Below are 26347 nucleotides of genomic sequence, written 5' to 3'. Positions count from 1 at the left end.
ATGGTGGAAGCGTAGAGATTCGAACTCTAGAACGGTTTCCCGTCGCCGGTTTTCAAGACCGGTGCCTTCAGCCACTCGGCCACGCTTCCACACGGTTATCAGCTTTGCTTAAGAAGACTCTCGCTAACTGATGGAGCGCAGTATAGGAGATGTTTTTCACTTTGCCAACACTATTTTTCGCTACTTTGTTGATTTTGTGAGCATTTGTGATTGTTTGCTGTAAATTTCAGCAATAGAGATCAAAAAGGAGAAAAAAGCCGCAGCAGCACATCACCCGCTTTTTTATTTCGCGTATAGCAAAACGGGCCAGCTTACGCTGACCCGTTGGATTTGATGGTGGAAGCGTAGAGATTCGAACTCTAGAACGGTTTCCCGTCGCCGGTTTTCAAGACCGGTGCCTTCAGCCACTCGGCCACGCTTCCACAATGGGGCGCACTATAAACATCCCTGTTCTGCTTGTAAAGTGAGTTTTGTATCAACTGCCAAAAAAAAAGCCTCAAACGGTTTGATTGTCGCTAATATCGCCACCTTGTTTAAAGAATCAGCGGATTAGCGCGTAAAGAAGGGTAAAACGCCTTTCCCCACCGCCATCTGCTCCTTATTCTGCATGATAGTCTGAGTCTTACTTTCGTGACCCTAAGAGGTGATTTATGGATCGCATTGTTTCGTCCACGCGCGACAGCTCGTTACTGAGCACGCACACAGTCCTGCGTAATACTTATTTTCTGCTCGGCCTGACCTTAGCGTTCTCAGCGGTGACTGCCACGCTAAGTACTGTGTACGCGCTGCCGGCACCCGGTTTAATACTGATGCTGGTCGGCTTTTATGGTCTGATGTTCCTGACCCATCGCCTGGCTAACAGCCCGGCGGGTATTCTGGCGGCCTTTGCCTTTACCGGTTTCCTGGGTTATTGCCTGGGCCCAATCCTGAACAGCTTCCTGTCTGCTGGAATGGGTGATGTGATCGGGCTGGCATTAGGGGGCACAGCATTAGTCTTCTTCTGCTGTTCAGCCTATGTGCTGACCACCCGTAAGGACATGTCTTTCCTTTCCGGGATGCTGATGGCGGGCTTTGTGGTGCTGTTGATTGCCGTCGTGGCCAATATCTTCCTTAACATCCCTGCCCTGCATATGGCGATCAGCGTGCTGTTTGTGCTGTTCTCTACCGGGGCCATTCTGTGGGAAACCAGCAACATCATTCACGGTGGCGAAACCAACTATATCCGCGCCACCGTCAGTCTGTATGTTTCTATCTACAACATCTTTGTCAGTCTGCTGAGCCTGCTGGGTATGTCACGCAGTAACTAAGTCATACAAACAACGTTATTAAAGCCCCGCACTGCGGGGCTTTATTTTTGCTGGGCCAAAAGTTTGGTAAACTGATCGCCGATTTTTAGTGTGAGGCAATGACAGTGCAGTTTGACGGGAAAGAGATTGAACGTGACGCTCAGGGATATTTGAAATCTACTGCCGCGTGGAGCGAAGGGCTGGCCCCGCTGTTAGCCGCAGAGGAAGGGATTGAATTAAGTGAGGCCCACTGGGAGGTGGTGCACTTTGTGCGCGCCTTCTATCTGGAGTTCAATACCTCCCCGGCGGTCAGAATGCTGGTGAAAGCGATGGCACAAAAGTACGGCGAAGAGAAAGGTAACAGCCGCTATCTGTTCCGACTGTTCCCAAAAGGCCCTGCGAAGCAGGCAACAAAAATTGCCGGACTACCAAAACCTGCCAAGTGCCTGTAAACATTAAATCGTGCTAAATCCGTGCGGAAGGTGTGCGGGATGGTGTGGCTCCGCCAGCACCTTCTCCACGCGGGCGCTGCGTGGCCCACCTGCTTTTAGCCACGCCAGCAGGGCCTCAACCTGCTGCGCCTCACCGCAGGCCAGCACTTCAACACTGCCGTCATCCAGATTTTTGGCATACCCCTTCACGCCCAGCGCTTTTGCTTCCCGCTGAGTGCTGTAACGAAACCCGACGCCCTGAACACTACCGTGGACCCATACGCGGATGCAGATGATTGCCATTTTCTCTCCTCTTGCCAACACCGATTGCTTTTTCGTGGTCGGCACCGGACAATATCGACTGATTCTCTGAGTGTAAGCATAGCAAAATATGACTGTTCGTTTGATTCTTGCCAAAGGACGTGAAAAGTCCTTACTTCGTCGCCATCCGTGGGTTTTCTCAGGGGCAGTTGCCCGTATGGAAGGCAAAGCCCAGTCGGGTGAAACTATTGATGTCTGTGACAGCCAGGGTAAATGGCTGGCACGTGCCGCCTGGTCACCGGAATCGCAGATCCGCGCCCGCGTGTGGAGCTGGCAGCAGGATGAGTCGATTGATATCGATTTCTTCGTACGCCGTTTACAGGCCGCGCAGCAGCTGCGTGACTGGCTTGCGCAGCGCGATAACCTTGACAGTTACCGACTGATTGCCGGTGAGTCTGATGGCTTACCGGGTATCACCATCGACCGCTTCGGCAACTTCCTGGTGCTGCAACTGCTTTCTGCCGGTGCTGAGTATCAGCGAGCACCGCTGATTACCGCTCTGCAGACCTGCTACCCGAATTGTGCTATCTATGACCGCTCTGATGTCAGCGTGCGTAAAAAAGAGGGTCTGGAACTGACACAGGGCGTAGTGCTGGGTGATACTCCGCCTGAGCTGCTGCCGATTACCGAACACGGTATGAAACTGCTGGTCGACATTCAGACCGGGCATAAAACCGGTTACTACCTTGATCAGCGTGACAGCCGCCTGGCAACCCGCCGCTACGCGGAAGGCCGTCGTGTGCTCAACTGCTTCTCTTATACCGGTGGGTTTGCGGTATCGGCGCTGATGGGTAACTGCTCAGAAGTGATCAGTGTAGATACCTCACAGGCTGCGCTGGATGTGGCCCGCCAGAACGTGGAGCTGAACGGTCTGGATGTGAGCAAAGCGAAGTTCCAGCGTGACGATGTCTTTAAATTGCTGCGCCGTTATCGCGAGGAAGGCGAAAAATTCGATCTGATCATCATGGATCCGCCGAAATTTGTTGAGAACAAAAACCAGTTGATGGGTGCCTGCCGTGGTTATAAAGACATCAATATGCTGGCGATGCAGTTACTCAATCCTGGCGGGATGCTGATGACCTTCTCCTGCTCAGGCCTGATGGCGACTGACCTGTTCCAGAAAATCATTGCCGATGCCGCCCTTGATGCACAGCGCGACGTTCAATTTATTGAGCAGTTCCGTCAGGCTGCCGATCACCCGGTTATCGCCAGCTATCCGGAAGGAATGTATCTGAAAGGATTTGCCTGCCGCGTGTTGTAACTTGAAAACGCTGCCTTTGCCTCCATATATATAGAGATAAGGGCAACTTTTCTCAGGAGGTTACGATGATTGCCAGCAAATATGGTATCGGACAACAGGTACGCCACCAGCTACTCGGTTTTCTCGGGGTTATTGTTGATGTCGACCCGGAATACTCATTAACCGAGCCCGCTATAGACGAGGTTGACGGCGCCGAAACGCTTCGCTCCTCACCCTGGTATCACGTGGTGATGGAAGATGATGATGGTCAGCGGGTGCAAACCTACCTGGCAGAAGCGCAAATCGCATGGGAATCACCTGGTGAGCATCCTGAACAGCCCTCTCTAGATGAACTGGCGGCATCAATCCGCCAGCAGCTCCAGGCCCCCAGCCTCAGGCATTAAAAAAACCCCGTTAACACGGGGTTTTTTTGTTATTTTTCCAGCCCCAGGCGGGGAATTTCAATTTTCGGGCAGCGGTCCATGATCACCTTCAACCCGGCTTCTCCAGCCAGAACAGCGGCCTGTTCGTTGATCACGCCAATCTGGAACCACAGCGATTTTGCGCCAATAGCAATCGCCTCCTGCGCCACACCCCACGCAGCCTCCGTATTGCGAAAGACATCGACCATATCAATGCTGTGGGGAATATCACTCAGTTCAGCGTAAACGGTTTGCCCCAGCAAAGTACTGCCTGCCAGTTTGGGGCTAACCGGGATGACCTGATAACCTTGTGACAACAGGTAAGCCATCACACCGTAACTTGGCCGCCCGGGTTTATCACTGGCGCCGACCAGTGCAATGGTTTTTGTCGATGTCAGAACATCAGCGATGGTTTTATCACTCATTGTTGCCTCCATTTGCCTTACTGGCTCTATTGCCGCTAAGTGTGGCTTATTCACCACATTAAAAAATGCAACTCATGCGATTCTCGATTTATAGCACGATTAAGTATTTTTAAATGTTAATATGCTGCCATACTGAAAGACTTTGATACATTCACACCCCCTTATATCCTTTACCCTGCTGGAGAAAGAATGAAGCTGCGTATGGTCATCACCGGACTGATAGCGATGCTGGTTGCCGCAACCGTGCAGGCGACAACGCTGAAGCTTTCAGCCGATATTGACCTGCTGGTACTGGATGGACACAAGATTTCGGGTTCGCTGCTCAAAGGCGCAGAAGGTCTGGAACTCGAGCGCGGGGAACACCAGTTGCTCTTTCGTGTAGAAAGAACGGTCACACGCAACGCGCAGACGCCGATCAACTGGGTTTCAGCGCCTCAGATTGTCAAATTTACTGCCAGCACTCAGTCGGTCGTGATTCAGTTACCCGCGTTGCAAACGTTGCATGACGGAAAGCACTTCGACAAAAATCCGCAGTTTACGCTGGTGAATGAACACGGCGTCGAGATTGAGAGCCAACGGGATGCGCTTCGTTTGCAGACGCAGGACGATCTCGAACAGGCAATGATACAGTATAACCTCGATAACAAAGTCGCCTCGGTGCCACGCTTTGCTCAGCCAATGCGCCGTACCTCTCAATCGGCTTCTGTTCTTCCCGATCCCTCAACCAGCCAGCATCCGGCCGAACGCATGCTGCGTCTTTGGTACTTGCAGGTCGATTCAGCCACCCGTCAGCGTTTTGTGATGTTGATGAAGGCCCTGCATACCAGTTGATATCGGCAGATACCCGGCGCTACACTCAATCCTCTGTTTGCTTATTCCTCTTGCCCTACCCAACCAGGATACTGAATGGATCAGACAACCCGCACTCTCCAGCCACAGAAACATATCGCGCTGGTAGCCCACGACCACTGTAAGAATGCTTTAATGCAGTGGGTGGATGTTCATAAAGAACAGTTGCAGCATCATACGCTTTACGCCACCGGAACAACCGGCAATCTGGTACAACGCGCCACCGGATTACCGGTAACGGCGATGCTGAGTGGCCCAATGGGCGGCGATCAGCAGGTCGGTGCGTTGATTTCGGAGGGGAAAATTGATGTACTGATTTTCTTTTGGGACCCACTGAATGCGGTACCACATGACCCCGATGTGAAAGCGCTGCTGCGTCTGGCCACCGTGTGGAATATTCCTGTTGCAACGAACCGTGCCACCGCTGACTTCATTATTCAGTCACCGTTGTTCGCCCGCCAGGTTGAAATCCAGATCCCGGATTACGAACGCTACCTGCAACAGCGCCTGAAGTAACTCAGGCGCTGGCCGTCAGGGTTTACGTAATACCGGTACGCCCTGACGGCTGAACTCGGCAACAAATACCGAGGGATGATCACGATCATACATTAACCACACCTGCTGCTTCGCACGCGTGATTGCAACATACGCAAGTCTTCGCTCTTCGGCGTCCGGAAAGTCTTCCGGGGCAGGTAACAGCGCATCTTCCATCACTGACTCTCTGGCTGCTGCCGGGAAGCCCTCTTTGCCCTCTGCCAACCCCAGAAGAATGACATAATCTGCCTGCTGCCCTTTGCTGGCATGAATAGTCATAAAATCAATATTGAGCTTCGGCCAGCGCGTTGCGGCTTTATCCAGTATTTCCGGTCGCAGATGGTGATAACGCGCCAGAACCAGAATTCTCTCGCCAGCAGCGGCATAGCCACTCAGCTTGTTCATCAGCGCTTCCAACTGCTCTTCAGGCAACAAAGAGATGGCTTTTTTATGGCCTTTAATCGGGCTGTTAAGTGGTTTTTTTAACTGATGAGGGTTGCATTGAATAAAGGTATTCGCGATTTCGCCAATACGCTGATTAAAACGGTAGGTGGTATCCAGCACACAACGGTCGCCTTCACCAAAATGGTGATGGAAGGCCGTTGTTAAGCTCATTTCAGCGCCACTGAAGCGATAGATAGCCTGCCAGTCGTCCCCCACCGCAAACAGTGTGGTCTGTTTATTCTGACGGCGCAGTGCCGCCAGCAAAGCGGCACGCTGCGGAGAGATATCCTGAAACTCATCGACGAGAATATGTTTCCAGGGGCTGATAAAGCGCCCTTTATCAAGGATATTTACCGCCTGATGAATCAGCCCGGCGAAATCAACCGCTCCCTCTTCTTTCAGCGCACCCTTCCACGCTTTCATCATCGGTGCCATTAATTTGACCCGTTTGCTGAAAAGATCGCGGACTTCGTCAGGTGCACTCTCGATCATCGCAGCCTGTGCTCCGCCGTGCATACGCATCAGTCCAAGCCAACGCTCAAGCCGACTGGCTAGGCGCCGCGCCAGGCGATCGTCCTGCCAGAAACTGCCTTCCTCCAGTTCCCACTCCAGCTCCTCTGTCAGCCACTGCCGCCAGCCATTCGCATGCGCTTTTTTCTCATTACACTGCTGTCGCCAGATCTCAATCAGTAGCGCCTGACGCGCACCATGATCGGTTTCCAGTTTGCTGATCGTGGGGGCTTTATTGCTGCCCTGCTGAATGATGTGTAAAGCCAGGGAATGGAAAGTACGCGCCTGGATCTCTTCGGTATGCAGGCGTTCCTGGATACGTTCGTTCATTTCTTTGGCCGCCTGGCGACCAAACGCCAGCAATAGAATCTGCCCCGCACTGGCCTGCCGACGCATCATCAACCAACCTGCCCGCGCCACCAGCACGGATGTTTTACCACTGCCTGCCCCCGCCAGAACCAGCACGGCATCCTCTCCGTTAACAACGGAGCGTGCCTGGGAAAGATTCAGCGGTGAGGTTTCCACCTGATTAAAGAAATCCGCATGCTGTTCCAGCATACGGTTGGTCCATTCATTGTTGCGCTGAACACGGCGTGCATCGCTGTTATGGAGCCACTGCTGGCAGTAAAGGTAGGGTTCGCGACAATTATCAAATTCCCCCAATCGTTCTGCGGGCAACGGCACGGCGTCAAACGCTTTACGGATCGCCAGTTGCCAGGCACTGATATCACTACGACGCAGCCATTTGTCCTGTTGTTCCGCCTCATAAATTTGCTGCTGCTGTGCTAACAGAACGCTGGCTGAAACATCGCTCATTTCCTTACTCCACTGCTGCCATTCCTGGTTGAGATAGTGGAAAAAGCGCTGTGTTTCACTCCATTCGGTGCCGTGAAGGCGCACGACCTTTTCGTCAGGCAGCGTAAACTCAAGCTCACCCCATACCAGCCCACGCTTACATTTAATTGCCAGTAACTGATTGAACGGGATCAAATACTCATGCTTTTCACCGCTAACTTCTACACCTGCGGTCAGAAGACGCACCCGATTATAAGGATGCTGTGCCAGATGTTTACCCAACGCTGTTGCTTTCAGTTCCATTCCGGTGACCCTGGCTGAGGTTATTTTCATCATCAGACAGTTTAACTGGCTGACGTGTACCTCTCCAGCGCTAAAACACGTTACAATCAAGGTATTGTCGGTTAATCACCGTTATCTGCTGAAGGGAAACTCTTTTATGCGCACCGTATTAAATGTTCTGAATTTTGTGCTGGGTGGATTCCTGACCACATTCTCCTGGCTGGTGGCCACGGTTGTGAGCATTATTTTTATCTTTACCCTGCCACTCACCCGCTCCTGCTGGGAGATAACCAAACTGTCTCTCCTCCCTTATGGTAATGAAGCAGTGCATGTTGATGAGCTGAACCCATCAGGTAAAAATGCGCTTCTGAATTCTGGCGGCACTCTGCTGAACATTTTCTGGCTGGTACTGTTTGGCTGGTGGCTGTGCGTGATGCATATCATGGCAGGCATCGCACAGTGTGTGACGATTATTGGCATTCCCGTTGGTATCGCTAATTTTAAAATTGCTGCTATTGCCTTGTGGCCGGTTGGCCGCCGCGTGGTTTCCGTCGAAGTTGCTCAGGCCGCTCGTGAAGCCAACGCACGTGCGCGTTTCCGCTAAGTTACGATAATGAACAAGACCATGATCGGCAATGTACGCCGCTACGCCTTTAACAGTACCTGGTTGTACAATATCCGCATCACTCTGGCGCTGGCAGGCACCACTGCCGTACCCTGGTGGCTGCATCAGATTACCTGGACGATCCCACTAACGCTGGGAGTCGTGGCTGCTGCGCTGGCGGATCTTGACGATCGTCTTGCCGGACGATTACGTAACCTGCTGATCACGCTGGTCTGTTTTTGTATTGCTTCCGTTTCAGTCGAATTACTCTTCCCGCATCCGTGGCTATTTGTTGCCGGGCTAGCGCTGTCCAGTTGGGGCTTCATTTTGCTCGGCGCACTGGGGCCTCGTTACGCAACAATCGCCTTTGGCGCATTACTGATCGCCATTTATACCATGCTGGGCATTCATTTATTTCCGCAATGGTATCTGCAACCGGTGCTGCTACTGCTGGGTGCAGTATGGTACAACCTTCTGACCTTATCCGGACATCTGCTGTTCCCTATCCGGCCGTTGCAGGAAAATATATCTCGCTGCTTTGCGCAACTGGCGCGCTATCTGGAAGCCAAAGCCAACCTGTTTGATCCCGATATTGAAGGGGATGATCACCAAACGCTGGTCGACGTGGCAATGGCGAACAGTCAACTGGTTCAACTGCTTAATCAGGCCAAAGCATCGATTCAGTCACGACTGCGCGGTGACCGTGGTCAGCGTGGTACTCGCAGAACGCTACACTACTATTTTGTTGCGCAGGATATCCATGAACGAGCCAGCTCTTCCCATGTGCAGTATCACGCACTGCGTAAAGCATGGGGGGAGAGCGATATTCTGTTCCGCTTTCAGCGTCTTTTATCTTTACAGGCACAAGCTTGCCGACGGCTCTCGCGCTCAATCTTACTGCGAGAGCCTTATCAGCATGATGCGCGCTTCGAACGAGTCTTTATAAACCTGCACGCTGCGCTGCATCGCCTTGAAACCGCGCAGCCTGACAGCACGGAGGTCAAAGCCATGGCCTACCTGCTGAACAACCTTAAAGCGATTGATGCCCAGTTGGCGACTATTGAATCAGAGCAAGTTCTGACAGAGGGCGATGCCCCGCATGACCAGACGCTATCCAGCGAGGGGCTAACTGGCTGGAGCGATATTCGTCTTCGCCTGAGCCGCCATCTCAGCCCGGAGTCTCCGCTGTTTCGTCATGCAGTCCGCATGTCGCTTCTGCTGTGCGTTGGCTATGGTATTATTCAGGCTACCGGGGTGCAACACGGTTACTGGATATTGCTCACCAGTCTGTTTGTCTGCCAGCCCAATTACAGTGCGACGCGTCGTCGCCTGGCATTACGTATTATCGGTACACTCGCCGGGATTGTACTGGGTCTGCCGTTGCTGTGGCTGGTTCCTTCTGTTGAAGGACAATTGATGCTGATTGTGGTTACGGGCGTGCTGTTCTTCGCTTTCCGCAACGTTCAGTATGCGCATGCCACCATGTTTATTACCTTGCTGGTGTTACTGTGCTTCAACCTGTTGGGCGAAGGATTTGAAGTCGCGATACCGCGTATTGTTGATACGCTGGTTGGCTGCGGTATTGCCTGGCTGGCGGTGACATTTATCTGGCCTGACTGGCGTTTTCGCCGGCTTCCTGCCGTTGCTGAACGCACCCTGAATGCGAACTGCCGCTATCTCGATGCTATTCTGGTGCAGTATCACCAGGGTAAAGATAACCGACTGGATTATCGTATTGCTCGCCGCGATGCCCATAACGGTGATGCAGAACTGGCATCCGTTGTTTCTAATCTCTCGGTCGAAAATAAATCTGATCTGGCATTGCGAGAAGCGGCTTTCCGTTTGCTGTGCCTTAACCATTCATTTTTGAGCTACATTTCTGCTTTAGGCGCGCATCGTGAGAAGCTGGAAAACGATGCCATGCTGCAGCTCATGGATGATGCCGTCTGTTATGTCGACGATGTACTGCATATTGACATCGTCGATGAGGCGAAAGCACAGCGTATGATCGACAGTCTGGCGCTACGCTTACAGCACAGCGAAGCCAATGCCGAAACAAAAGAACCACTGGTCTTGCAGCAGGTTGGTTTACTGGTGGCTCTTTTACCTGAAATTACGCGCCTTAAAAAACAAATAGCCTTACGTGGTTAATCTTCTTCACGCGGCTTTTTACGCTCTCGCTGCGTATTGTAGTTAAACCAAAGGCGCAGCTCTTCTTTCATCTCTTGTGGAAGCGCGGCATAGTGGCGACCGACAATGGCCCCTTGCAAAGCGAAGAGCACCGTTAACCCCAGATTCTTGTTGTTGTTACGTAGCAGCAGCCAGCTTCGTTTTGCTCCCTGTTGAACCAGCATCTCGATGGTTGAAATACCCACTTGCCGTAGTAACATTTCCATTCTGATGCCCATATTGGGCAGGTCCTTCAGACGGCGGTTATTCTGACGCTCTCTCTGCTGTTGCTTCGCTCCCTGCAGGCAAAGCTGGGAGATGGCTACCAGCTGTTCACCATCAGACCACAAGGCACCATCAACACGATAGTAATTGAGTTCTACTGGCACACCACGCTTACTAAGGCTCAGCGGTGTCATCTTACGCTCAACAATATAGGATTGAACCTCTTCACAGGCGCGAAGATAAAGCTCTCCTTGAGCCACCACGGCAAACACAGTTTTTTCCACTGCCAGGCAATAACCGCCAAACTGTGTACGGGACTGCACCTCTCCAAGCTGAGCCAGTCGTTGTTTCGCTTCTGCAATTTTACGTTTCGAACGATCCATATTATCATCCCAAGTTAGTTAAGAAATAACTCATAAGGTCTCGGTAAAACATATTAGAAAATAGGCAATACTCATTACAGGTTCAACGACTAATTTTTATTTCATGTGTTTACATTGTAATTTTGCGAGGCGTTACGAAAAAAATCGCTCATAAGAATACATTCAAGGACGGCATTTTCTCCTTAGAAAAAATAGCATTAAAAACCACAATATCTGCATCCGGTTAAAAACTCAATAAAACACACTTCGTTAAAATTCAGTCTTAAATATTTTTTCGTCCAGCGGGATAACAGTAACGCGACAAAGCCGGTCAACCAAACGGGCATGCTAACCAGAGTAAGTTAAGCAAGAAGATACTGTACAAACCGCGTTTCACGGCCCTTCATCAAAAAAAAACCACGATTCTCCCCCTATCGAATCCCTCTGCAGCCCGTTAAGGCTGGGTTACCATGAAAAATAAACATGCTGATATTCTGTTCCAATGAGATCCAAAATGGATGTATTCCACAATTTTTATCCTGCGGATGTATGGGTGAAGTTTTCATGTTTTCATCGCCATCCACCAAATGTTCAGAAAGCCCGAGCACCTACTCGACCATGACTGAGTAAACGTTAATCCCCCCGATGAGAAACAAGTTAAGTATCGTTACTTTCCAGGGCGGGAAATAGAATATGAAAATAGGTACTCGCAGCGATATTATCTTTTATTCCTTTCTGATGTAATCGTTAATTGCGATACAAAGTGCGGACACTTATCATTGATAAATGATTGCCATGTACCTCAAATGTTTAAATTCTTAACCGTAAGAACAAGAATGCTTGAAATGTCAGGAAGCTCTGGAACGACACCCGTCAGACCTGAAAAAAAGCCTTAATACATTCGCCATGTGTACACAGACTCTCAGTACACCAGCCTCTGAGCCGACATGTGTCAGGAAGTCAGATTAAAGGTTGATCTTTGTTCACCACACATATACTGTATATCCATACAGTAACCTAGTGAGCGAAGACATTATGCGTACTCATTTCCTGAAATCTCAGTCTGTTAGTCGTAACATGCATGCTTCCGCATCTGCGTCCTCTGGCTCGACTTGTGCGAATGGCCTGATCAGCGAACTGATTTACAGTGAGAATCAACCTGACATGACTCAATTGCTGCTGCTGCCTTTGTTGCAGCAGCTGGGGATGCAGTCTCGCTGGCAGTTATGGCTGACACCGCAACAGAAGCTCAGCCGCGACTGGTTACAGCGCTCCGGGTTACCCCTTGATAAAGTCATGCAGTCTCCCTACTGCGGTACGATCACCACGGTAGAAGCCATGATCAAAGCCTTGCAGACAGGGAATTACAGTGTGGTTTTAGGCTGGCTGGATGAAGAAGTATCAGAAGTGGATCGTCAACGCTTGCAAGAAGCAGCAAGTTCAGGGCAGGCACTGGGGTTAATTATGCGCTCAGAAAATAGCATTTACTCCTCAGCCAGACCGCTTAATGGATTAAGAATTCACTCATCTTTGTATCATTAAGTAAAAATAAGATTTTTCTCAGACTTTATCTCTGCCAGACCCTTCTTAACAGGCTAATAATGTTATGACGCGGTGCGACAACGGTTTAGCTGGGTTCTCAGACCTGTTTTTGAGCAAAGAATTCACCCTCAAATGTTAAAAAATGTGTATGAAACGCTGTTTTTTTGCTGACCATCGTCACATCATACTTGTAAGTTTGCTGGTACGTTGTAGACTTTAGCTCGCCAGGGTGCTCAATAACCTCCATTTTTTGGAAGAGTCACAATCGAGCTTCTCAACCCGGCGAAGGATTAAATCAAAGAGCTAATTTAAAGCTCATTGCCTATTTGGATGATAACGAGGCGCAAAAATGAAAAAGACAGCTATCGCAATTGCAGTGGCACTGGCTGGCTTCGCTACCGTAGCGCAGGCCGCCCCTAAAGATGACACCTGGTACACCGGTGCTAAACTGGGCTGGTCTCAGTACCACGACAAAGGTTACTACGGTAACGGTTACCAAGATAACGACGGCCCATCACATGAAAGCCAGCTCGGCGCTGGTGCATTTGGTGGCTATCAGGCAAACCAGTACTTGGGCTTCGAGCTGGGTTACGACTGGTTAGGCCGCATGCCTAACAAAGGCAACAACGTCAACGGCGCTTTCAAAGCGCAGGGCGTTCAGCTGGCAGCTAAATTAAGCTACCCAGTTGCTGACGATCTGGACGTGTACACTCGTCTGGGCGGCATGGTATGGCGTGCAGACTCCACCCAGAACGCTAACGGCACTCGTATCAGCGACCACGACACCGGCGTTTCTCCGCTGGCTGCTGTTGGTGTTGAATACGCAGTGACCAAAAACTGGGCAACTCGTCTGGATTACCAGTGGGTTAACAACATCGGTGACGCAGGTACCGTTGGTGCGCGTCCTGATAACTCAATGCTGAGTGTTGGCGTTTCCTACCGTTTCGGTCAGGATGATGCAGTAGCACCAGTTGTTGCTCCGGCTCCGGCTCCAGCGCCAGTTGTTGAAACCAAGCGTTTCACCCTGAAGTCTGACGTTCTGTTCAACTTCAACAAGGCCACTCTGAAGCCAGAAGGTCAGCAGGCTCTGGATCAGCTGTATACCCAGCTGAGCAATCTGGATCCTAAAGACGGCTCTGTTGTCGTTCTGGGCTACACTGACCGTATCGGTTCAGAGCAGTACAACCAGAAACTGTCTGAAAAACGCGCTCAGTCTGTTGTAGACTACCTCGTGTCTAAAGGCATCCCTGCTAACAAGATCTCTGCACGTGGCGAGGGTAAATCTAACCCTGTTACCGGCAGCACCTGTGACAGCGTGAAAGGCCGTAACGCCCAGATCGACTGCCTGGCGCCAGACCGTCGCGTAGAAATCGAAGTTAAAGGCATCAAAGACGTTGTAACTCAGCCACAGGCTTAAGTTATCTCGTTAAAAAAACCCCGCTCCGGCGGGGTTTTTTATTGGCTGAATAAGGTGAAAAAGAGGAAGGGATAAGGCATATGTCGATTTTATTCAGGCTTGCCCAAAATCGCTTTTAGATCCTGCTTCAGCGAGGACATCTGGCTGGCATACTGCTCTTTACGTTCTGCATCTTCAATTAACTGCACTATCGTCTCAGACAACGTACTATTTCGACGCTGCGCAAGACCAGCCAACCGCTGCCAAACCAGATATTCCAGATCGATAGATTTCTTACGCGTATGCTGATGTTCGGCATTAAAATGACGTTTGCGACGCGCACGGATAGTCTGCTTCATGCGATTTTCAAGCAGCGGATTAATATGCTGGCTGATCCATTTCAATACCTCTACTGGTCGATTTTCCATCACCAGTAGCTCATCGACGGCGGCCTGCGCTGCACTTGACTCGATATAACGCGTGATCAATTCACCTTCACGGTGTTTTTTGACCAGGTATTTCCATTTCCATCCGCTTTCAAGATTTTCCAGTTGCTGGTATTTCATCGGAATCTCATGCTGACCACATTACGAATTAAGAATAACAGCTTTTTTTCATCAGGCTGTAAAGAAAACAGGGACATCAGCGTCAATGTTAACGCAAGCAGCGCAGATGTGCATGTGCACTGTGCTTAACCGGCTGAAATATTGTATAATGCCGCTTTTAATCATCTAAGAAAAATACGATAACTTTGACCAACAACCGATTAGAGTGGCGCGCCCTACAGCCCGATACAGAACGCTTCCAGCATCTCCTCTCGCAGGCCTATGCTGCCGATACAGAGTGCTTTGCATCCGTGCAGGCACGCCTGTTTAATGGCTTGAGCCTGCTACTGCAAACCCCGGCCAAAGTACCGCTAATGCTGGTCAAAAGCCCTGAGAGCGCTGAATATCTCGCTTTATTGCAGGATATTCTTTCCTCTCTTACTGTCGATGATGATGATGTTCCGGCCTTATTTGGTGGCCAATATGACATCAGCGAACACGCGGTAAACTGGCGTCCGGCGGAAAACGCTGCGGATAATTTCGCCAGCGAAGGGGGAGTTCATCAGGCTGAATGGATTGAAGCCGAACAACTCTTTGGCTGTGTACGCATCCATCAGTCTACGATAACGCTGTCACCAGGTCTGGTACATCGTGCCAATGGCGGAGTATTGATCCTGTCAATGCGTGCCCTGATGGCGCAACCGCTGCTGTGGCTGCGGCTAAAACAGATCATGGTTAATCAACGGTTTGACTGGTATTCCCAGGATGAAACCCGTCCTCTGCCATTAGCGATCCCATCCATGCCAATGCAGTTCCGCCTGGTACTGGTGGGTGAACGCGATGTGCTGGCAGATTTCCAGGATATGGAGCCTGAACTGGCAGGGCTATCGCTGTACAGCGAGTTCGAAGACAATATTCAACTCGTGGACGAAGAGGAATTCAACCACTGGTTACAGTGGGTGCAAAGTGTTGCCCACAGTCTTGGCTATCCCTCTCCTGCGCCTGATTTCTGGCCAGTGTTGATCCGTGAGGCCGCACGCTATACCGGCGATCAGGATACCCTTCCACTGGATCCTCAATGGCTGGGCCGACAGTTACAGGAAGCCGCACTCTACAGCGAAGACAATCAGCTCACTGCCGAAAATCTTCAGGATGCCCTCAGCACGCGCGAATGGCGTGAAGGTTTCCTGCCTGAGCGCATTCGTGACGAGATCCTGCTTGATCAGATTCTGATTGAAACAGAAGGCGAGATGATCGGTCAGATCAACGCCTTGTCGGTCATGGAATTCCCAGGCCATCCTCGCGCATTTGGTGAACCTTCACGCATTAGCTGCGTCGTTCATGTTGGCGATGGTGAGTTCACCGACGTAGAGCGCAAAGCCGAGCTTGGCGGTAATATTCATGCCAAAGGTATGATGATCATGCAGGCATGGCTGATTGCAGAGCTGGAGCTTGAGCAACAGCTGCCGTTTTCTGCCTCAATCGTTTTTGAGCAATCCTACTCCGAAGTCGATGGTGACAGCGCCTCCCTGGCTGAGCTGTGTGCACTGATCAGTGCCCTCGCCTCACAGCCGCTCAATCAACAGCTGGCTGTGACGGGTTCCGTCGATCAGTTTGGTCGCGTGCAGCCTGTTGGCGGGCTGAATGAAAAAATTGAAGGCTTCTTCCACATCTGTAATCAACGCACATTAAGCGGAACCCAGGGGGTCATTATTCCTGCGGCCAATGTGCGTCACCTCTCGCTTCAGCAGGAGGTGGTTGATGCCGTTCGTGAAGGTAAATTCCATCTGTGGGCCGTCTCCAGCGTTGATGAAGCTCTGCCGCTGTTAACGGGTGTAGAGTGGGACAAAGAGACAGGAGCGTGCCTGTTACGTTCGATTCAGGACCGTATCGCACAGATACTTCACCCTGAACCACGCCATCGACCGTGGCCGTTGCGTTGGTTAAACTGGTTTACGCCCGGCTGATCGGACTTGTCCGGCGTACACGTGTAAGCTAAACTCCCTGCTTCATTAAAATAAGGCTTATTGAAAACATGGTAGATAAACGCGAATCCTATACAAAAGAAGACCTGATTGCCTCTGGTCGCGGTGAACTGTTTGGCGCGGAAGGCCCGCCATTGCCAGCTGGAAATATGTTGATGATGGACCGCGTGGTTAAAATGACCGAAGACGGCGGTAACTACGGTAAAGGCTTCGTTGAAGCTGAACTGGATATCAATCCTGACCTGTGGTTCTTCGGCTGCCATTTTATCGGTGACCCGGTCATGCCAGGCTGCCTCGGCCTTGATGCTATGTGGCAGTTGGTTGGTTTCTACCTCGGCTGGTTAGGCGCTGAAGGTAAAGGTCGTGCGTTGGGCGTGGGTGAAGTGAAATTTACCGGCCAGGTTCTGCCAACCGCGAAGAAAGTGTCTTACCGTATTCATTTCAAACGCGTTATCAACCGTAAACTGGTGATGGGCGTGGCAGATGGCGAAGTACTGGTCGATGGTAACGTGATTTACACCGCTACTGACCTGAAAGTGGGCCTGTTCAAAGACACCACCGCGTTCTAAGTCTCTCACTGCTTTCTGATATCCAAAATAATTCGAGTTGTATTAAGGCGGCAAAAGAAGGAATCCCGATGAGCTGAGTGAAGTCAGTGATTCGGGTGACTGAAAGCAGCCAACGCAGAGACAACTTGAAGTATGAAGGATAAAAATGAAAACCTCCGCATAAGCGGAGGTTTTTCCCTTTCTCTGACAGGTGTTACGCGGTAACCGACCTGTCCTCCATGGCTTGTCGCCAACCTCCCAACCAGTGAGATCGAGCATCCAGCATTTGATACGGACACATCTCTTTTGAGCGTCCTGTAATGCCTGCGTGATAACCCCGTGATTGTGCCCGATCCAGGCGATCTCGTTTCTGTCTCTTCATGCCGCGTTTCCCTCATTTAGTCTGGTGGAATCTGGTGGAAAGATACAGTGGTTACGTTTCGCGCAACCACTCATAAGTTCTACCGCGACTTTCAGTAAAGATCAACGCGCAAATTTCACGCCAATGTCATGAATGTGTATCAAACCCATGATGATTTCTCGCCACTGCTCGCTGAAAAAACACTGCTATCTGACTGAATGGCAATAAAAAAGCCTTTGATGCCACAGAAATCAGGTTCTGCAACAATCAAAGGCTTAGTACGTTAGTTAATTTTTTCTTATTGTTCGCGAATTATCGCATTAGCGACCTGCCCCGCAATCTGCTGCCATCCTTTAGCCAGGGTTCTTACTAACCCATCGTAACCATCTTCGCTTTGCGGTAGTACCAGCGTAAACGGCTGCTTTTGCAGTTTCCCATTGTGTTCAAGTATCCATTCACCACTGATCACCGCCTGTCCATCATAGCGACCATGGAAACCCGTTACGGTGACATTGAGCGTATCGTGTTGCTGTCCCAGTGGAGAAGACGAGACCAGCGCTCCCGGCAACGCCGTGCTGAGATTGGTCACCAGCGTTTGCTGCAACTGTTGATCCAGCGGGCTGGCCCACTGGTTATTCGCCGCTATCACGAACTGGACATCATTGCTCTGGTAGACCACACCATTCCCGGCAAGGTAATCCGGCACCGATACGCGTTCTATCCATACTGGCGTCGCCACGTTCCGACTGGCCACAACAGCCGTGCTGCACGCCGTTGGCAATTGGTAGTAAGCCGTTTTGGGGGTGCTGCAAGCACTCAGTGCCAGCACAAAAGCTACGGGGATCCATTTCATCATTATTTCGCCCTCTTCGGCTGTGGGTCCTGACCGGGTTTGGCTTCGAATACCAACGCATTACTCTTGGTGTTGAGCGTTTTTAATACAGGCTGCAATTCACGCAGGACCTGATCGAGACGCTGCATATCTCCCACCATCTTATTGTAAGCCGGTGAGCCTGGCTGGAAGCCCTTCATGCTGCGATTCAGTTCACGCAGCGTGCTTTGCATATCCGCCGGTAGCTCTTTCATCGACTGGCTGGAAGTGATCTGATTAAGACTGTCGAGCGTTTTCTGCATTTCACGCAACGTACGCTGGCTCTCTTTCAACGTGCCGGTCGCTTCGTTCAGCAACGGATTCAGCGGCAGACTGTTAATCTTATCCAGAGATTCCATCAGCTTCTGCTGAATTTGCGCCAGGCCACCGCTGACCGTTGGGATCAGCTCATAGTCAGCAAACGTCGTCGGACCGCTAACAGGTTTCGCGTTGTTGTAGAAATCGAGATCGACATACAATGCGCCCGTCAACAGATTGGCAGACTTCAGTGAAGCTCGTAGCCCACTTTTGATACCGTCTTTCAGATGCTGCTCAATATTGAAATCATTACCTAAGCGATTCTCGAAGCGGTCCGGTTCAATACGGATCAGAACTGGAATGCGGTAATCATTATTCAGACGCTGAGCAAGGCCTGGCATGGTAAATGGTACCTCCGCGACCGTCCCCAGACGGATACCGCGGAACTCGACTGGCGCGCCTTTTTGCAGACCACGAATAGAGTCGTTAAAGAACAGCAGGAAGTCTTTGTGTTCGGTATAGAGTGAATCCTGAATGCTGCGCTGGTCGTTGAACAGACGGTATTCCGCTTTGTTTTCAACCCGCTCGCCGCGCTCCCAGCCTTCTGGTACATCAAAGCTGACACCACCGCTGAACAGAGTCGTCAGCGATCCCATCTCCACACGCATTCCTGAAGCCGACATATCCACCGCTATTCCACTGTCTTTCCAGAAGCGAACGTTGCTGGTCACCAGGCGGTCATAAGGTGCGGAAATAAACAACTGATAGGTCATCATGCGCTTGTCCGCATCAAAGGCGCTGGTTTCAACAGACCCCACGCGATAACCACGGAACAGCACCGGGTCACCCGCATTAAGCTGGCCTGCTTTTTCACTGTCGAGGGTAATGCGGATACCTTTAGCATCCAGCGGCGCCAGTGGGGGTGAATCCAGCAGTTCATACTGCGCCGCTTTTTCACCTTTTGCCCCGGGCTGAAGTTCAATGTAGGCACCCGACAGCAGCGTTCCCAGCCCGGTGATCCCTTCACGACCAATAGCGGGTTTCACCACCCAAAAAGCGCTGTCTTCACGCAGCAGTTTTTCCATGCCGGAATTAAGCCGTGCCTTGATTTCCACATGGTGCAGATCATCGGTTAGCACGGCACTTTCGACCACCCCGACGTTAACGCTGCGGCTTTTAATCAGGGTTTTCCCCCCTTCAATACCTTCAGCGTTGGTGGTCATTAACGTGACTACCGGGCCCTGATGGCTGAAGTGATAAAACAAAATCCATGCGCCTATCAAGACGGTGACGATGGGGATGATCCACACCGGCGACCAGCGCTTTATCTTATCTACCGTGGCTACGCCGTGGTTATTGTCCGTCACTTGCAGGCTCCTCAGTCTTCTTTTCTTGTATCCGGTCCCAGGTGAGACGGGGATCAAACGTCATGGCGGCAAACATCGTCAGGATCACCACCAGGGCAAACAGCACCGCACCACTGGCTGGATAAATACTCATCAACTGCCCCATTCGCACCAGTGCCGATAACACGGCAATCACGAATACGTCAATCATTGACCAGCGCCCGACGAACTCAACAACCTCATATATTTTATGCATTTTATCACTGTCGTCCCGGTTGCTGTCGCGCTCGTTGGCATGCCAGCACAACCAGCCGATGGCCATCATTTTCAGCGTTGGGACCATGATACTGGCGATAAAAATCACCAGCGCCACCGGGTAGGATCCATCACTCCACAGCAGGATCACGCCAGCCATAATGGTTGAGGTGATTTTATTGCCCAGCGCCTCGGTAATCATGATCGGCATCAGATTGGCCGGGATATAGAGCAAGATTGATGTCATCAATAAAGCGAGTGTCCATTGCAGGCTGTGCTTTCGTCTGACATGCCCATGAACCCCACAGCGCGGACACTCCAACGTATCGCTGGCGAGTACCGCAGTACAACAACTGCAGGAACGCAGCCCCTGACGCAAGCCACTCACGGCGGGTAATGGCGTGAAGGGAAGCACAGGCAATGGGGCGACCCGCAGCCATAATGTACGGCGATCAATACACTGAAACGCTCTGAGCTGTAACAGGCAGAACAGGCACCAGGGGATAAAACTGGTGCCAATGCCGATATCACCATAAGCCATAAGCTTTACAAAGCTCACCAACACACCGGCGAGAAAGATCTCCGCCATGCCCCAGGTTTTCAGCTGAAACAACACGCGTGCCAGAGTGCGTTTCAGCCCCTGTGGCAACGTAATATCATTCACTAAGAGCAGGATCACCAGCATACAGAAGGCCGGAACCCCCTGAACAAACAGCAAAAACAGCGTCGCAAGGCTACTGTAGTCATCGGAAATCATCACCTGAGGTATTTTGGTCAGGGTGATTTCACTGCTGAGTCCGGCAACATGCATATTGATGAAAGGGAATAAGTTAGCCAGCAGCAGCATAAACAGTGCTGCCAGCGCATAGGCCGTTGGCCGCTTTCGCGGCTCAACCCAGTTAGACTGAAGTGTGGTATGACAACGTGGGCAGCTTGCCTTGCTGCCCGGCCGGATATCTGGCAACTGTGTCATCAGGTCACACTGTGGGCAAAGCATCCATTGATGCGCGTGGTGCGACGAACACATACCTGACCCTCGATAATTTCAGAACAGCAGTATCAGGCGCCGTTGCTTAACGACTCCAGGTATTCCCAACGTTCGAAAGCGACTTCCAGCTCCTGTTCAGCCTTGGCGAGCGAATCCAGTACAGGCTGGGTCACATCATGGGGCTGGTTGAAGAAGTTAGCATCGGCAACCTGCGTCTGATACGTTTCAAGACGGGCTTCCAGCTCTTCCATTTTCTTCGGCAGTTGTTCGAGTTCACGCTGCAAATTGTAGCTTAACTTAGCCGCAGGTTTTTTTGCGGCGTCAGTTTTTGCGTTTTCCTGACGCGGCTGCGCACTGGTGGATTTTGCGCTGGCGCGGTTTTGTTTATAGGCACTACGCTGCAGCTGCGCATCGTGGTAGCCGCCAACAAACGCACCGATTTCACCATTGCCTTCAAAGATCCAGCATTCGGTCACGGTGTTATCAACAAACTGACGATCGTGGCTCACCAGCAGAACGGTGCCCTGATAACCATCAACCAACTCTTCCAGCAGCTCAAGCGTTTCCACATCGAGGTCGTTGGTCGGTTCATCGAGGATCAGCAGGTTGCTTGGCTTAAGGAACAGACGTGCCAGCAACAGGCGGTTACGCTCACCACCAGACAAAGCACGCACCGGCGTCATCGCGCGTTTAGGGTGGAACAGGAACTCCTGCAGGTAGCCCAGCACGTGGCGTGGCTTACCATTTACCATCACTTCCTGTTTACCCTCTGCCAGGTTGTCCATGACCGTGCGATCCGGGTCCAGGTCCGCGCGGTGCTGGTCAAAGTAGGCGACTTCAAGCTTGGTGCCAATATGCACGCGGCCGCTATCAGCCTTGAGCTCATCGAGCATCAACTTCAGCATGGTCGTTTTGCCACAGCCGTTAGAGCCGATCAGGGCAATTTTATCACCGCGTTGTACCTGGCGGGAGAAATCACGCACCAGTTGTTTACCACCCACCGCATAGCTGACGTTTTCCAGCTCGAAGACAATCTTGCCGGAGCGAGAAGCCTCTTCGACCTGCATATTAGCTTTACCCATCACTTCACGGCGATCGGAACGCTCACGGCGTAACGCTTTAAGCGCACGAACACGCCCTTCGTTACGCGTACGGCGCGCTTTGATGCCCTGACGGATCCACACTTCTTCCTGCGCCAGTTTGCGGTCGAATTCGGCGTTCTGCATTTCTTCAACACGCAGCGCTTCTTCCTTGCTGGTCAGATACAGATCGTAATCGCCCGGCCAGGAAACCAGCTTGCCACGATCCAGATCAACAATGCGCGTCGCCATGTTGCGAATAAACGAACGGTCATGCGAAATGAAGATGATGCTGCCCTGGAATGTTTTCAGGAACGTTTCCAGCCAGTCGATAGTTTCAATATCGAGGTGGTTAGTGGGTTCATCCAGCATCAGCACTTTCGGATTGCTGACCAGCGCGCGCCCAAGCGCAGCTTTACGCAACCATCCACCGGATAATGAGGACAGCTCGGCGTCCCCATCCAGACCGATTTGTTGCAGCACATCGTGAATACGGCTTTCCAGCTGCCACAGATTCTGGTGGTCAAGAATGCCCTGTAAGCGCGCCATCTCATTCAGGTTTCTGTCGCTCGGATCGTCCATCACTTTATGCGAGATCGCGTGATAGGCTTTCAGGTGTTCCGCCTGCTCTTCCACACCTTCCGCGACAAAATCATACACCGAGCCCTGCACATTACGTGGCGGATCCTGCTGGAGGCGTGCCACCACCAGGTCCTGCTCATAAATAATGCGCCCATCATCCAGCGGTTGTTCGCGGTTGATGATCTTCATCAGGGTGGATTTACCCGCCCCGTTACGGCCAACCAGACAAACACGCTCGTTTTCTTCGATGTGCAGTTCAGTGTTATCCAACAGCGGCGCATCGCTGAATGAGAGGTAAGCGCCATGAATACTGATTAGTGACATAAAAACTTATTCCTTACCGGCGTGAGTGATCAGCCAGCAGTTGTGAATTTGACGATTACGGGCAAAATCCTGCGACTGTGTTTTCGCAGTGATTTCAGTAGCAGCCAGGCCAAGAGCTTCCAGGCCGGCAGAATCCATTTTGAAGCCGCGTTTATTGTTGGAGAACATTACGGTGCCCCCTTTACGCAGCAGACGCTTCAGATCTTTCATCAGATCAAGATGATCGCGCTGCACGTCAAAGCTCTCTTCCATACGCTTGGAGTTAGAGAACGTCGGCGGATCGATAAAGATCAGATCAAACTGTTCATCCGCATCACGCAGCCAGCTCAGGCAGTCTGCCTGCATCAGACGGTGCTGACGCCCGGACAAACCGTTGAGACGCATATTGCGCTCGGCCCATTCGAGATAGGTACGCGACATATCGATCGTAGTCGTGCTGCGCGCGCCTCCCAGACCAGCATGAACGCTGGCGCTGCCGGTGTAAGCAAACAGGTTCAGGAAGTCTTTCCCTTTACTCATCTGCCCCAGCATTTTGCGGGCAACACGGTGGTCGAGGAACAGGCCAGTGTCGAGATAGTCCGTCAGATTAACCCATAATTTGGCGTTAAACTCACCGACTTCAAAGAAATCGCCCTTCTCGCCCAGTTTCTGATACTGATTTTTTCCTTTCTGTTTTTCACGGGTTTTCAGCACCAGTCGGTTAGCCGGCAGTTCGAGCACGCTGAGGGTTGCGGCAATGACATCAAACAGGCGCTGACGCGCTTTGGCGGGCTCGATGGTTTTCGGCGCCGCATATTCCTGCACCACAACCCAGTCGCCGTAGCGGTCGACCGCCACATTGTAGTCGGGCAGATCGGCATCGTAGACGCGATAGCATTCAATCCCTTCCTGACGCGCCCATTTATCCAGTTTCTTGGTATTTTTGCGCAGACGGTTGGCGTAGTCTTCTGCCAACTGGCCCGCAGCGGCACCGGTCGGATTTTCCGCCAACTGGTAGTTTTTCTGCACGCAATCCAGCGGGCCGTTCTTCGCTTTAAACTGGCGGTCGGCTCGCAATTGCAGGCAGCTCAGCAGCTCTGGTGAAGCACTGAACAGAGACAGGTTCCAGCCACCAAAATGCGTTTTCATAATACGGCCCAGCTGGCCGTGCAGCGCAATCAATGCAGGTTCACTGTCCAGACGCTCGCCGTACGGTGGGTTACTCAGCACCGTCCCGGTCACTCCCTGCGCCAGCGGGTTGGTCAACTTCAGCACGTCCTGGGTCGTGAACTCAATGAGGTCAGTCAGCCCGGCGTTACGGGCGTTGGCGCGGGCACGTTCGATCACCCGGGAGTCATTATCATAGCCGTAGAAGCGCGACGTGGTTTCCTCTAACCCTTTACGGGCGCGTTCGTGTGCTTCGCGCGTCACATCGCTCCACAGGGACTGATTAAACTGGCTCCAGCCCGTAAAGCCCCAGTGTTTACGTTGCAGTCCTGGCGCACGATCGCTGGCGATCATTGCGGCTTCAATCAGCAAGGTCCCGGAACCACACATCGGATCCACCAGCGGCGATCCCACCTGCCAACCGGATCGCTGCACGATGGCCGCTGCCAGGTTCTCTTTCAACGGAGCCTGACCCGTCTGTTGGCGATAGCCGCGCTGATGCAGGCCGTCCCCGCTCAGATCCAGGGCAATACTGGCCGTATCTTTATTCAACCAGACGTTAACGCGAATATCCGCCTGCTCGCGGTCAACATTCGGGCGCGGCAGGTTTTTACGGGTAAAGCTATCAACGATAGCGTCTTTCACTTTCAACGCGCCGTACTGGCTATTACGGATCACCTCATTCAACCCGCTGAAATGCACCACGAAGGTTTGGTCGCTGCCAAACATGGCTGGCCAGTCAATCGCCTGCACCCCGAGATAAAGATCGAGGTCGCTGTAAACGCCGCATTCGGTTAGCGGCAGGAGGATACGTGAAGCCAGTCGGCTCCACATCAGACTCTGATACATCAGACGATCATCGCCCTGGAAATGTACGCCGCCCTGGACCACCTGGCAGCCTTCGGCCCCCAGCGCTTCCAGTTCACTTTTTAACAGCTCTTCGAGCCCACGCGCCGTACTGGCAAACAGAGAATTCATAGCGTCACTTATCGTCATCAGAAATTGCTGCGCATTATAGCTAATCATGACGTCATGTCATAAAGTTAGCGTTTATTACTGCAAAAACCCTGTAAATAACAGGGTCCGCGGTGGGCGCAATGGAGAATCGCCATGATCAGTCTGTCTCGTTTATTTGTTCATCCGGTTAAATCAATGCGAGGGATGCAGGTTTCCCATGCGCAGGCGCTGAACAGCGGTCTGGCCTTCGACCGTATCTTTATGCTGACCGAACCCGATGGCACCTTTATTACCGCGCGGCAATATCCTGAAATGGTGCTGTTTACCCCGGCGCTGATCGTCGACGGGTTACACCTGAGCGCGCCGGATGGCAGCAGTGCGACCGTGCGCTTTGAGGATTTCCTCAAGACTCCCGCGCCAACCGAAGTCTGGGGTAGCCAGTTCACCGCGTTAATCGCTCCCGACACGATTAATCAATGGCTGAGTGATTTTTTCCCGCGCCAGGTGCAGTTACGCTGGGTCGGCCCGGAGATGACCCGCCGGGTAAAACGCTTTGACGAGGTCCCATTGGGATTTGCTGACGGTTACCCGTTTCTGCTGGTCAATGAGGCCTCTTTGCACGATCTGCAACAACGTTGTCCGGCGGGGGTGAGAATGGAACAGTTTCGCCCCAACCTGGTGGTTAGCGGTGCGGGTGCATGGGCGGAAGATAGCTGGTCGTCATTACGTATCGGGGAAATTATCTTCGATGTGCCGAAACCCTGTAGCCGCTGTGTATTAACCACCGTCAGCACACAATATGGTCGTAAACATCCCGGCGGCGAGCCACTGAATACCTTACAGGGGTTTCGCAGTGCGCTGGATGGAAGCGGTGATATTGATTTTGGCCTTAACCTGGTGGCTCGCAGCAGCGGCGTCGTTCGCGTGGGCGATAAAATTGAGGTGTTAACCAGCCATACGCCACGCGCTTACGGTGCAGGACGCGTAACAGAAACGCTGGAGGTTGCCACCGTTGCAGCCCGCGATGTGACCATCCACTGGCAGGGCCAGCATTTTACTGGTAACAATCAACAGGTATTGCTGGAACAGCTGGAGCTTCAGGGCATTAAAGTGCCTTATTCCTGCCGCTCAGGTATCTGCGGAAGTTGCAAAGTCACACTGGTCAGTGGGGAAGTGAAAGCGATGAAAAAAGGGGCGATACGTCAGGACGGCAGCGTATTAAGCTGTAGCTGTATTCCGGCGGGCGATGTGGTGCTGCGCTAATA

General features: G+C 51.9%; 24 protein-coding genes and 2 tRNA genes. 13 read left to right on the top strand and 13 right to left on the bottom strand.

Features of this window, described 5'->3' with window-relative positions:
• Nucleotide 1: 1 nt before the first annotated feature.
• Together WH277_RS13725 and WH277_RS13720 are read right to left on the bottom strand one after the other, a co-directional pair.
• Nucleotides 2-89 (bottom strand) — tRNA-Ser (locus tag WH277_RS13725).
• Between the two features lie 245 nt (nucleotides 90-334).
• Nucleotides 335-422 (bottom strand) — tRNA-Ser (locus WH277_RS13720).
• Nucleotides 423-650: 228 nt separating this feature from the next.
• Between WH277_RS13720 and yccA the strand changes: the two genes are divergently transcribed.
• Together yccA and tusE are read left to right on the top strand one after the other, a co-directional pair.
• A complete protein-coding gene (yccA, locus tag WH277_RS13715; RefSeq protein WP_133840988.1) occupies nucleotides 651-1307 on the top strand; it encodes an FtsH protease modulator YccA in 657 nt (218 codons plus the stop codon).
• A gap of 104 nt (nucleotides 1308-1411) precedes the next feature.
• Nucleotides 1412-1738: a sulfurtransferase TusE gene (tusE, locus tag WH277_RS13710; RefSeq protein WP_133842087.1), complete on the top strand. Its 327-nt coding sequence runs from the start codon at nucleotides 1412-1414 to the stop codon at nucleotides 1736-1738.
• 3 nt (nucleotides 1739-1741) lie between these two features.
• Here tusE and yccX read toward each other — a convergent pair whose 3' ends face one another.
• The gene (gene yccX, locus WH277_RS13705) at nucleotides 1742-2020 is read right to left on the bottom strand and encodes an acylphosphatase (RefSeq protein ID WP_133840989.1); all 279 of its coding nucleotides are present in this window, start codon (nucleotides 2018-2020) and stop codon (nucleotides 1742-1744) included.
• Nucleotides 2021-2108: 88 nt separating this feature from the next.
• Here yccX and rlmI point away from each other — a divergent pair, with 88 nt between their 5' ends.
• Both rlmI and hspQ read left to right on the top strand, forming a co-directional pair.
• Nucleotides 2109-3299, top strand: a complete 1191-nt coding sequence (gene rlmI, locus WH277_RS13700; protein ID WP_339505797.1) for a 23S rRNA (cytosine(1962)-C(5))-methyltransferase RlmI — start codon at nucleotides 2109-2111, stop codon at nucleotides 3297-3299.
• A gap of 65 nt (nucleotides 3300-3364) precedes the next feature.
• Nucleotides 3365-3682 (top strand): heat shock protein HspQ, encoded by a 318-nt coding sequence (gene hspQ / locus WH277_RS13695; RefSeq protein ID WP_133840991.1) that lies wholly within the window; start codon nucleotides 3365-3367, stop codon nucleotides 3680-3682.
• Nucleotides 3683-3711: 29 nt separating this feature from the next.
• Here hspQ and WH277_RS13690 read toward each other — a convergent pair whose 3' ends face one another.
• Entirely contained in the window at nucleotides 3712-4125 is a 414-nt protein-coding gene (locus WH277_RS13690; RefSeq protein ID WP_133840992.1) for a CoA-binding protein, read from the bottom strand.
• 189 nt (nucleotides 4126-4314) lie between these two features.
• Here WH277_RS13690 and WH277_RS13685 point away from each other — a divergent pair, with 189 nt between their 5' ends.
• Together WH277_RS13685 and WH277_RS13680 are read left to right on the top strand one after the other, a co-directional pair.
• Nucleotides 4315-4956 (top strand): DUF2057 family protein, encoded by a 642-nt coding sequence (locus tag WH277_RS13685; RefSeq protein WP_133840993.1) that lies wholly within the window; start codon nucleotides 4315-4317, stop codon nucleotides 4954-4956.
• Between the two features lie 75 nt (nucleotides 4957-5031).
• Nucleotides 5032-5490, top strand: coding sequence for a methylglyoxal synthase (locus tag WH277_RS13680; protein ID WP_133840994.1), 459 nt, complete (start codon nucleotides 5032-5034; stop codon nucleotides 5488-5490).
• Between the two features lie 15 nt (nucleotides 5491-5505).
• Here WH277_RS13680 and helD read toward each other — a convergent pair whose 3' ends face one another.
• Nucleotides 5506-7560, bottom strand: a complete 2055-nt coding sequence (gene helD / locus WH277_RS13675) for a DNA helicase IV (RefSeq protein WP_212815958.1) — start codon at nucleotides 7558-7560, stop codon at nucleotides 5506-5508.
• A 136-nt stretch (nucleotides 7561-7696) separates the two neighbouring features.
• Between helD and WH277_RS13670 the strand changes: the two genes are divergently transcribed.
• Nucleotides 7697-8143: a YccF domain-containing protein gene (locus tag WH277_RS13670; RefSeq protein ID WP_133840996.1), complete on the top strand. Its 447-nt coding sequence runs from the start codon at nucleotides 7697-7699 to the stop codon at nucleotides 8141-8143.
• Between the two features lie 9 nt (nucleotides 8144-8152).
• Nucleotides 8153-10294, top strand: coding sequence for a YccS family putative transporter (gene yccS / locus WH277_RS13665; RefSeq protein WP_171149381.1), 2142 nt, complete (start codon nucleotides 8153-8155; stop codon nucleotides 10292-10294).
• Here yccS and WH277_RS13660 read toward each other — a convergent pair.
• Nucleotides 10291-10920, bottom strand: a complete 630-nt coding sequence (locus WH277_RS13660; protein ID WP_133840998.1) for a TfoX/Sxy family DNA transformation protein — start codon at nucleotides 10918-10920, stop codon at nucleotides 10291-10293. The two genes, yccS and WH277_RS13660, sit on opposite strands and share 4 nt — an antisense overlap.
• Before the next feature lie 1014 nt (nucleotides 10921-11934).
• Between WH277_RS13660 and sulA the strand changes: the two genes are divergently transcribed.
• The gene (sulA, locus tag WH277_RS13655; protein WP_133840999.1) at nucleotides 11935-12441 is read left to right on the top strand and encodes an SOS-induced cell division inhibitor SulA; all 507 of its coding nucleotides are present in this window, start codon (nucleotides 11935-11937) and stop codon (nucleotides 12439-12441) included.
• 349 nt (nucleotides 12442-12790) lie between these two features.
• Nucleotides 12791-13858, top strand: coding sequence for a porin OmpA (gene ompA, locus WH277_RS13650; RefSeq protein ID WP_159337121.1), 1068 nt, complete (start codon nucleotides 12791-12793; stop codon nucleotides 13856-13858).
• Between the two features lie 89 nt (nucleotides 13859-13947).
• On the opposite strand, the gene matP is transcribed toward ompA, so the two are convergent.
• Nucleotides 13948-14403, bottom strand: a complete 456-nt coding sequence (gene matP, locus WH277_RS13645; RefSeq protein ID WP_133841001.1) for a macrodomain Ter protein MatP — start codon at nucleotides 14401-14403, stop codon at nucleotides 13948-13950.
• Nucleotides 14404-14588: 185 nt separating this feature from the next.
• On the opposite strand from matP, the gene WH277_RS13640 reads away from it, so the two are divergent.
• Both WH277_RS13640 and fabA read left to right on the top strand, forming a co-directional pair.
• A complete protein-coding gene (locus tag WH277_RS13640) occupies nucleotides 14589-16349 on the top strand; it encodes an AAA family ATPase (RefSeq protein ID WP_159337122.1) in 1761 nt (586 codons plus the stop codon).
• Between the two features lie 68 nt (nucleotides 16350-16417).
• Nucleotides 16418-16936: a bifunctional 3-hydroxydecanoyl-ACP dehydratase/trans-2-decenoyl-ACP isomerase gene (gene fabA / locus WH277_RS13635; RefSeq protein ID WP_133841003.1), complete on the top strand. Its 519-nt coding sequence runs from the start codon at nucleotides 16418-16420 to the stop codon at nucleotides 16934-16936.
• A 193-nt stretch (nucleotides 16937-17129) separates the two neighbouring features.
• On the opposite strand, the gene rmf is transcribed toward fabA, so the two are convergent.
• From rmf to rlmKL, 6 genes are all read right to left on the bottom strand, one after another.
• Nucleotides 17130-17297: a ribosome modulation factor gene (rmf, locus tag WH277_RS13630; RefSeq protein WP_072277417.1), complete on the bottom strand. Its 168-nt coding sequence runs from the start codon at nucleotides 17295-17297 to the stop codon at nucleotides 17130-17132.
• 277 nt (nucleotides 17298-17574) lie between these two features.
• A complete protein-coding gene (pqiC, locus tag WH277_RS13625) occupies nucleotides 17575-18132 on the bottom strand; it encodes a membrane integrity-associated transporter subunit PqiC (protein ID WP_339505796.1) in 558 nt (185 codons plus the stop codon).
• Entirely contained in the window at nucleotides 18132-19772 is a 1641-nt protein-coding gene (pqiB, locus tag WH277_RS13620) for an intermembrane transport protein PqiB (protein WP_133841005.1), read from the bottom strand. The genes pqiC and pqiB overlap by 1 nt, the downstream gene beginning before the upstream one ends.
• Nucleotides 19759-21033: a membrane integrity-associated transporter subunit PqiA gene (pqiA, locus tag WH277_RS13615; protein WP_133841006.1), complete on the bottom strand. Its 1275-nt coding sequence runs from the start codon at nucleotides 21031-21033 to the stop codon at nucleotides 19759-19761. Before pqiA ends, pqiB begins: the two co-directional genes overlap by 14 nt.
• Before the next feature lie 32 nt (nucleotides 21034-21065).
• Nucleotides 21066-22979, bottom strand: coding sequence for an ABC transporter ATP-binding protein (locus WH277_RS13610; protein ID WP_339505795.1), 1914 nt, complete (start codon nucleotides 22977-22979; stop codon nucleotides 21066-21068).
• 6 nt (nucleotides 22980-22985) lie between these two features.
• On the bottom strand, nucleotides 22986-25103 hold the full coding sequence (gene rlmKL / locus WH277_RS13605) for a bifunctional 23S rRNA (guanine(2069)-N(7))-methyltransferase RlmK/23S rRNA (guanine(2445)-N(2))-methyltransferase RlmL (protein ID WP_133841008.1): 2118 nt from the start codon (nucleotides 25101-25103) through the stop codon (nucleotides 22986-22988).
• 132 nt (nucleotides 25104-25235) lie between these two features.
• Between rlmKL and WH277_RS13600 the strand changes: the two genes are divergently transcribed.
• Nucleotides 25236-26345 carry a YcbX family protein gene (locus WH277_RS13600; RefSeq protein WP_133841009.1) on the top strand — a complete coding sequence of 370 codons (1110 nt, stop codon included), beginning with the start codon at nucleotides 25236-25238 and terminating at the stop codon, nucleotides 26343-26345.
• Nucleotides 26346-26347: the final 2 nt, after the last annotated feature.

The organism is Erwinia sp. MYb416 (genome assembly GCF_037479575.1).
In the GTDB taxonomy this organism is placed as follows: domain Bacteria; phylum Pseudomonadota; class Gammaproteobacteria; order Enterobacterales; family Enterobacteriaceae; genus Erwinia; species Erwinia rhapontici.
The sequence above is the reverse complement of the archived record's forward strand: the minus strand, read 5'-3'. Positions and strand labels throughout refer to the sequence as shown.

What these genes read in the sequence shown, in the direction of transcription:
- yccA (WP_133840988.1), top strand. Translation starts at nt 651, where the DNA reads ATGGATCGCATTGTTTCGTCCACGCGCGACAGCTCGTTACTGAGCACG.
- yccX (WP_133840989.1), bottom strand. Translation starts at nt 2,020, where the DNA reads ATGGCAATCATCTGCATCCGCGTATGGGTCCACGGTAGTGTTCAGGGC.
- rlmI (WP_339505797.1), top strand. Translation starts at nt 2,109, where the DNA reads ATGACTGTTCGTTTGATTCTTGCCAAAGGACGTGAAAAGTCCTTACTT.
- hspQ (WP_133840991.1), top strand. Translation starts at nt 3,365, where the DNA reads ATGATTGCCAGCAAATATGGTATCGGACAACAGGTACGCCACCAGCTA.
- WH277_RS13690 (WP_133840992.1), bottom strand. Translation starts at nt 4,125, where the DNA reads ATGAGTGATAAAACCATCGCTGATGTTCTGACATCGACAAAAACCATT.
- WH277_RS13685 (WP_133840993.1), top strand. Translation starts at nt 4,315, where the DNA reads ATGAAGCTGCGTATGGTCATCACCGGACTGATAGCGATGCTGGTTGCC.
- WH277_RS13680 (WP_133840994.1), top strand. Translation starts at nt 5,032, where the DNA reads ATGGATCAGACAACCCGCACTCTCCAGCCACAGAAACATATCGCGCTG.
- helD (WP_212815958.1), bottom strand. Translation starts at nt 7,560, where the DNA reads ATGGAACTGAAAGCAACAGCGTTGGGTAAACATCTGGCACAGCATCCT.
- WH277_RS13670 (WP_133840996.1), top strand. Translation starts at nt 7,697, where the DNA reads ATGCGCACCGTATTAAATGTTCTGAATTTTGTGCTGGGTGGATTCCTG.
- yccS (WP_171149381.1), top strand. Translation starts at nt 8,153, where the DNA reads ATGAACAAGACCATGATCGGCAATGTACGCCGCTACGCCTTTAACAGT.
- WH277_RS13660 (WP_133840998.1), bottom strand. Translation starts at nt 10,920, where the DNA reads ATGGATCGTTCGAAACGTAAAATTGCAGAAGCGAAACAACGACTGGCT.
- sulA (WP_133840999.1), top strand. Translation starts at nt 11,935, where the DNA reads ATGCGTACTCATTTCCTGAAATCTCAGTCTGTTAGTCGTAACATGCAT.
- ompA (WP_159337121.1), top strand. Translation starts at nt 12,791, where the DNA reads ATGAAAAAGACAGCTATCGCAATTGCAGTGGCACTGGCTGGCTTCGCT.
- matP (WP_133841001.1), bottom strand. Translation starts at nt 14,403, where the DNA reads ATGAAATACCAGCAACTGGAAAATCTTGAAAGCGGATGGAAATGGAAA.
- fabA (WP_133841003.1), top strand. Translation starts at nt 16,418, where the DNA reads ATGGTAGATAAACGCGAATCCTATACAAAAGAAGACCTGATTGCCTCT.
- rmf (WP_072277417.1), bottom strand. Translation starts at nt 17,297, where the DNA reads ATGAAGAGACAGAAACGAGATCGCCTGGATCGGGCACAATCACGGGGT.
- pqiC (WP_339505796.1), bottom strand. Translation starts at nt 18,132, where the DNA reads ATGATGAAATGGATCCCCGTAGCTTTTGTGCTGGCACTGAGTGCTTGC.
- pqiA (WP_133841006.1), bottom strand. Translation starts at nt 21,033, where the DNA reads ATGTGTTCGTCGCACCACGCGCATCAATGGATGCTTTGCCCACAGTGT.
- WH277_RS13610 (WP_339505795.1), bottom strand. Translation starts at nt 22,979, where the DNA reads ATGTCACTAATCAGTATTCATGGCGCTTACCTCTCATTCAGCGATGCG.
- rlmKL (WP_133841008.1), bottom strand. Translation starts at nt 25,103, where the DNA reads ATGAATTCTCTGTTTGCCAGTACGGCGCGTGGGCTCGAAGAGCTGTTA.
- WH277_RS13600 (WP_133841009.1), top strand. Translation starts at nt 25,236, where the DNA reads ATGATCAGTCTGTCTCGTTTATTTGTTCATCCGGTTAAATCAATGCGA.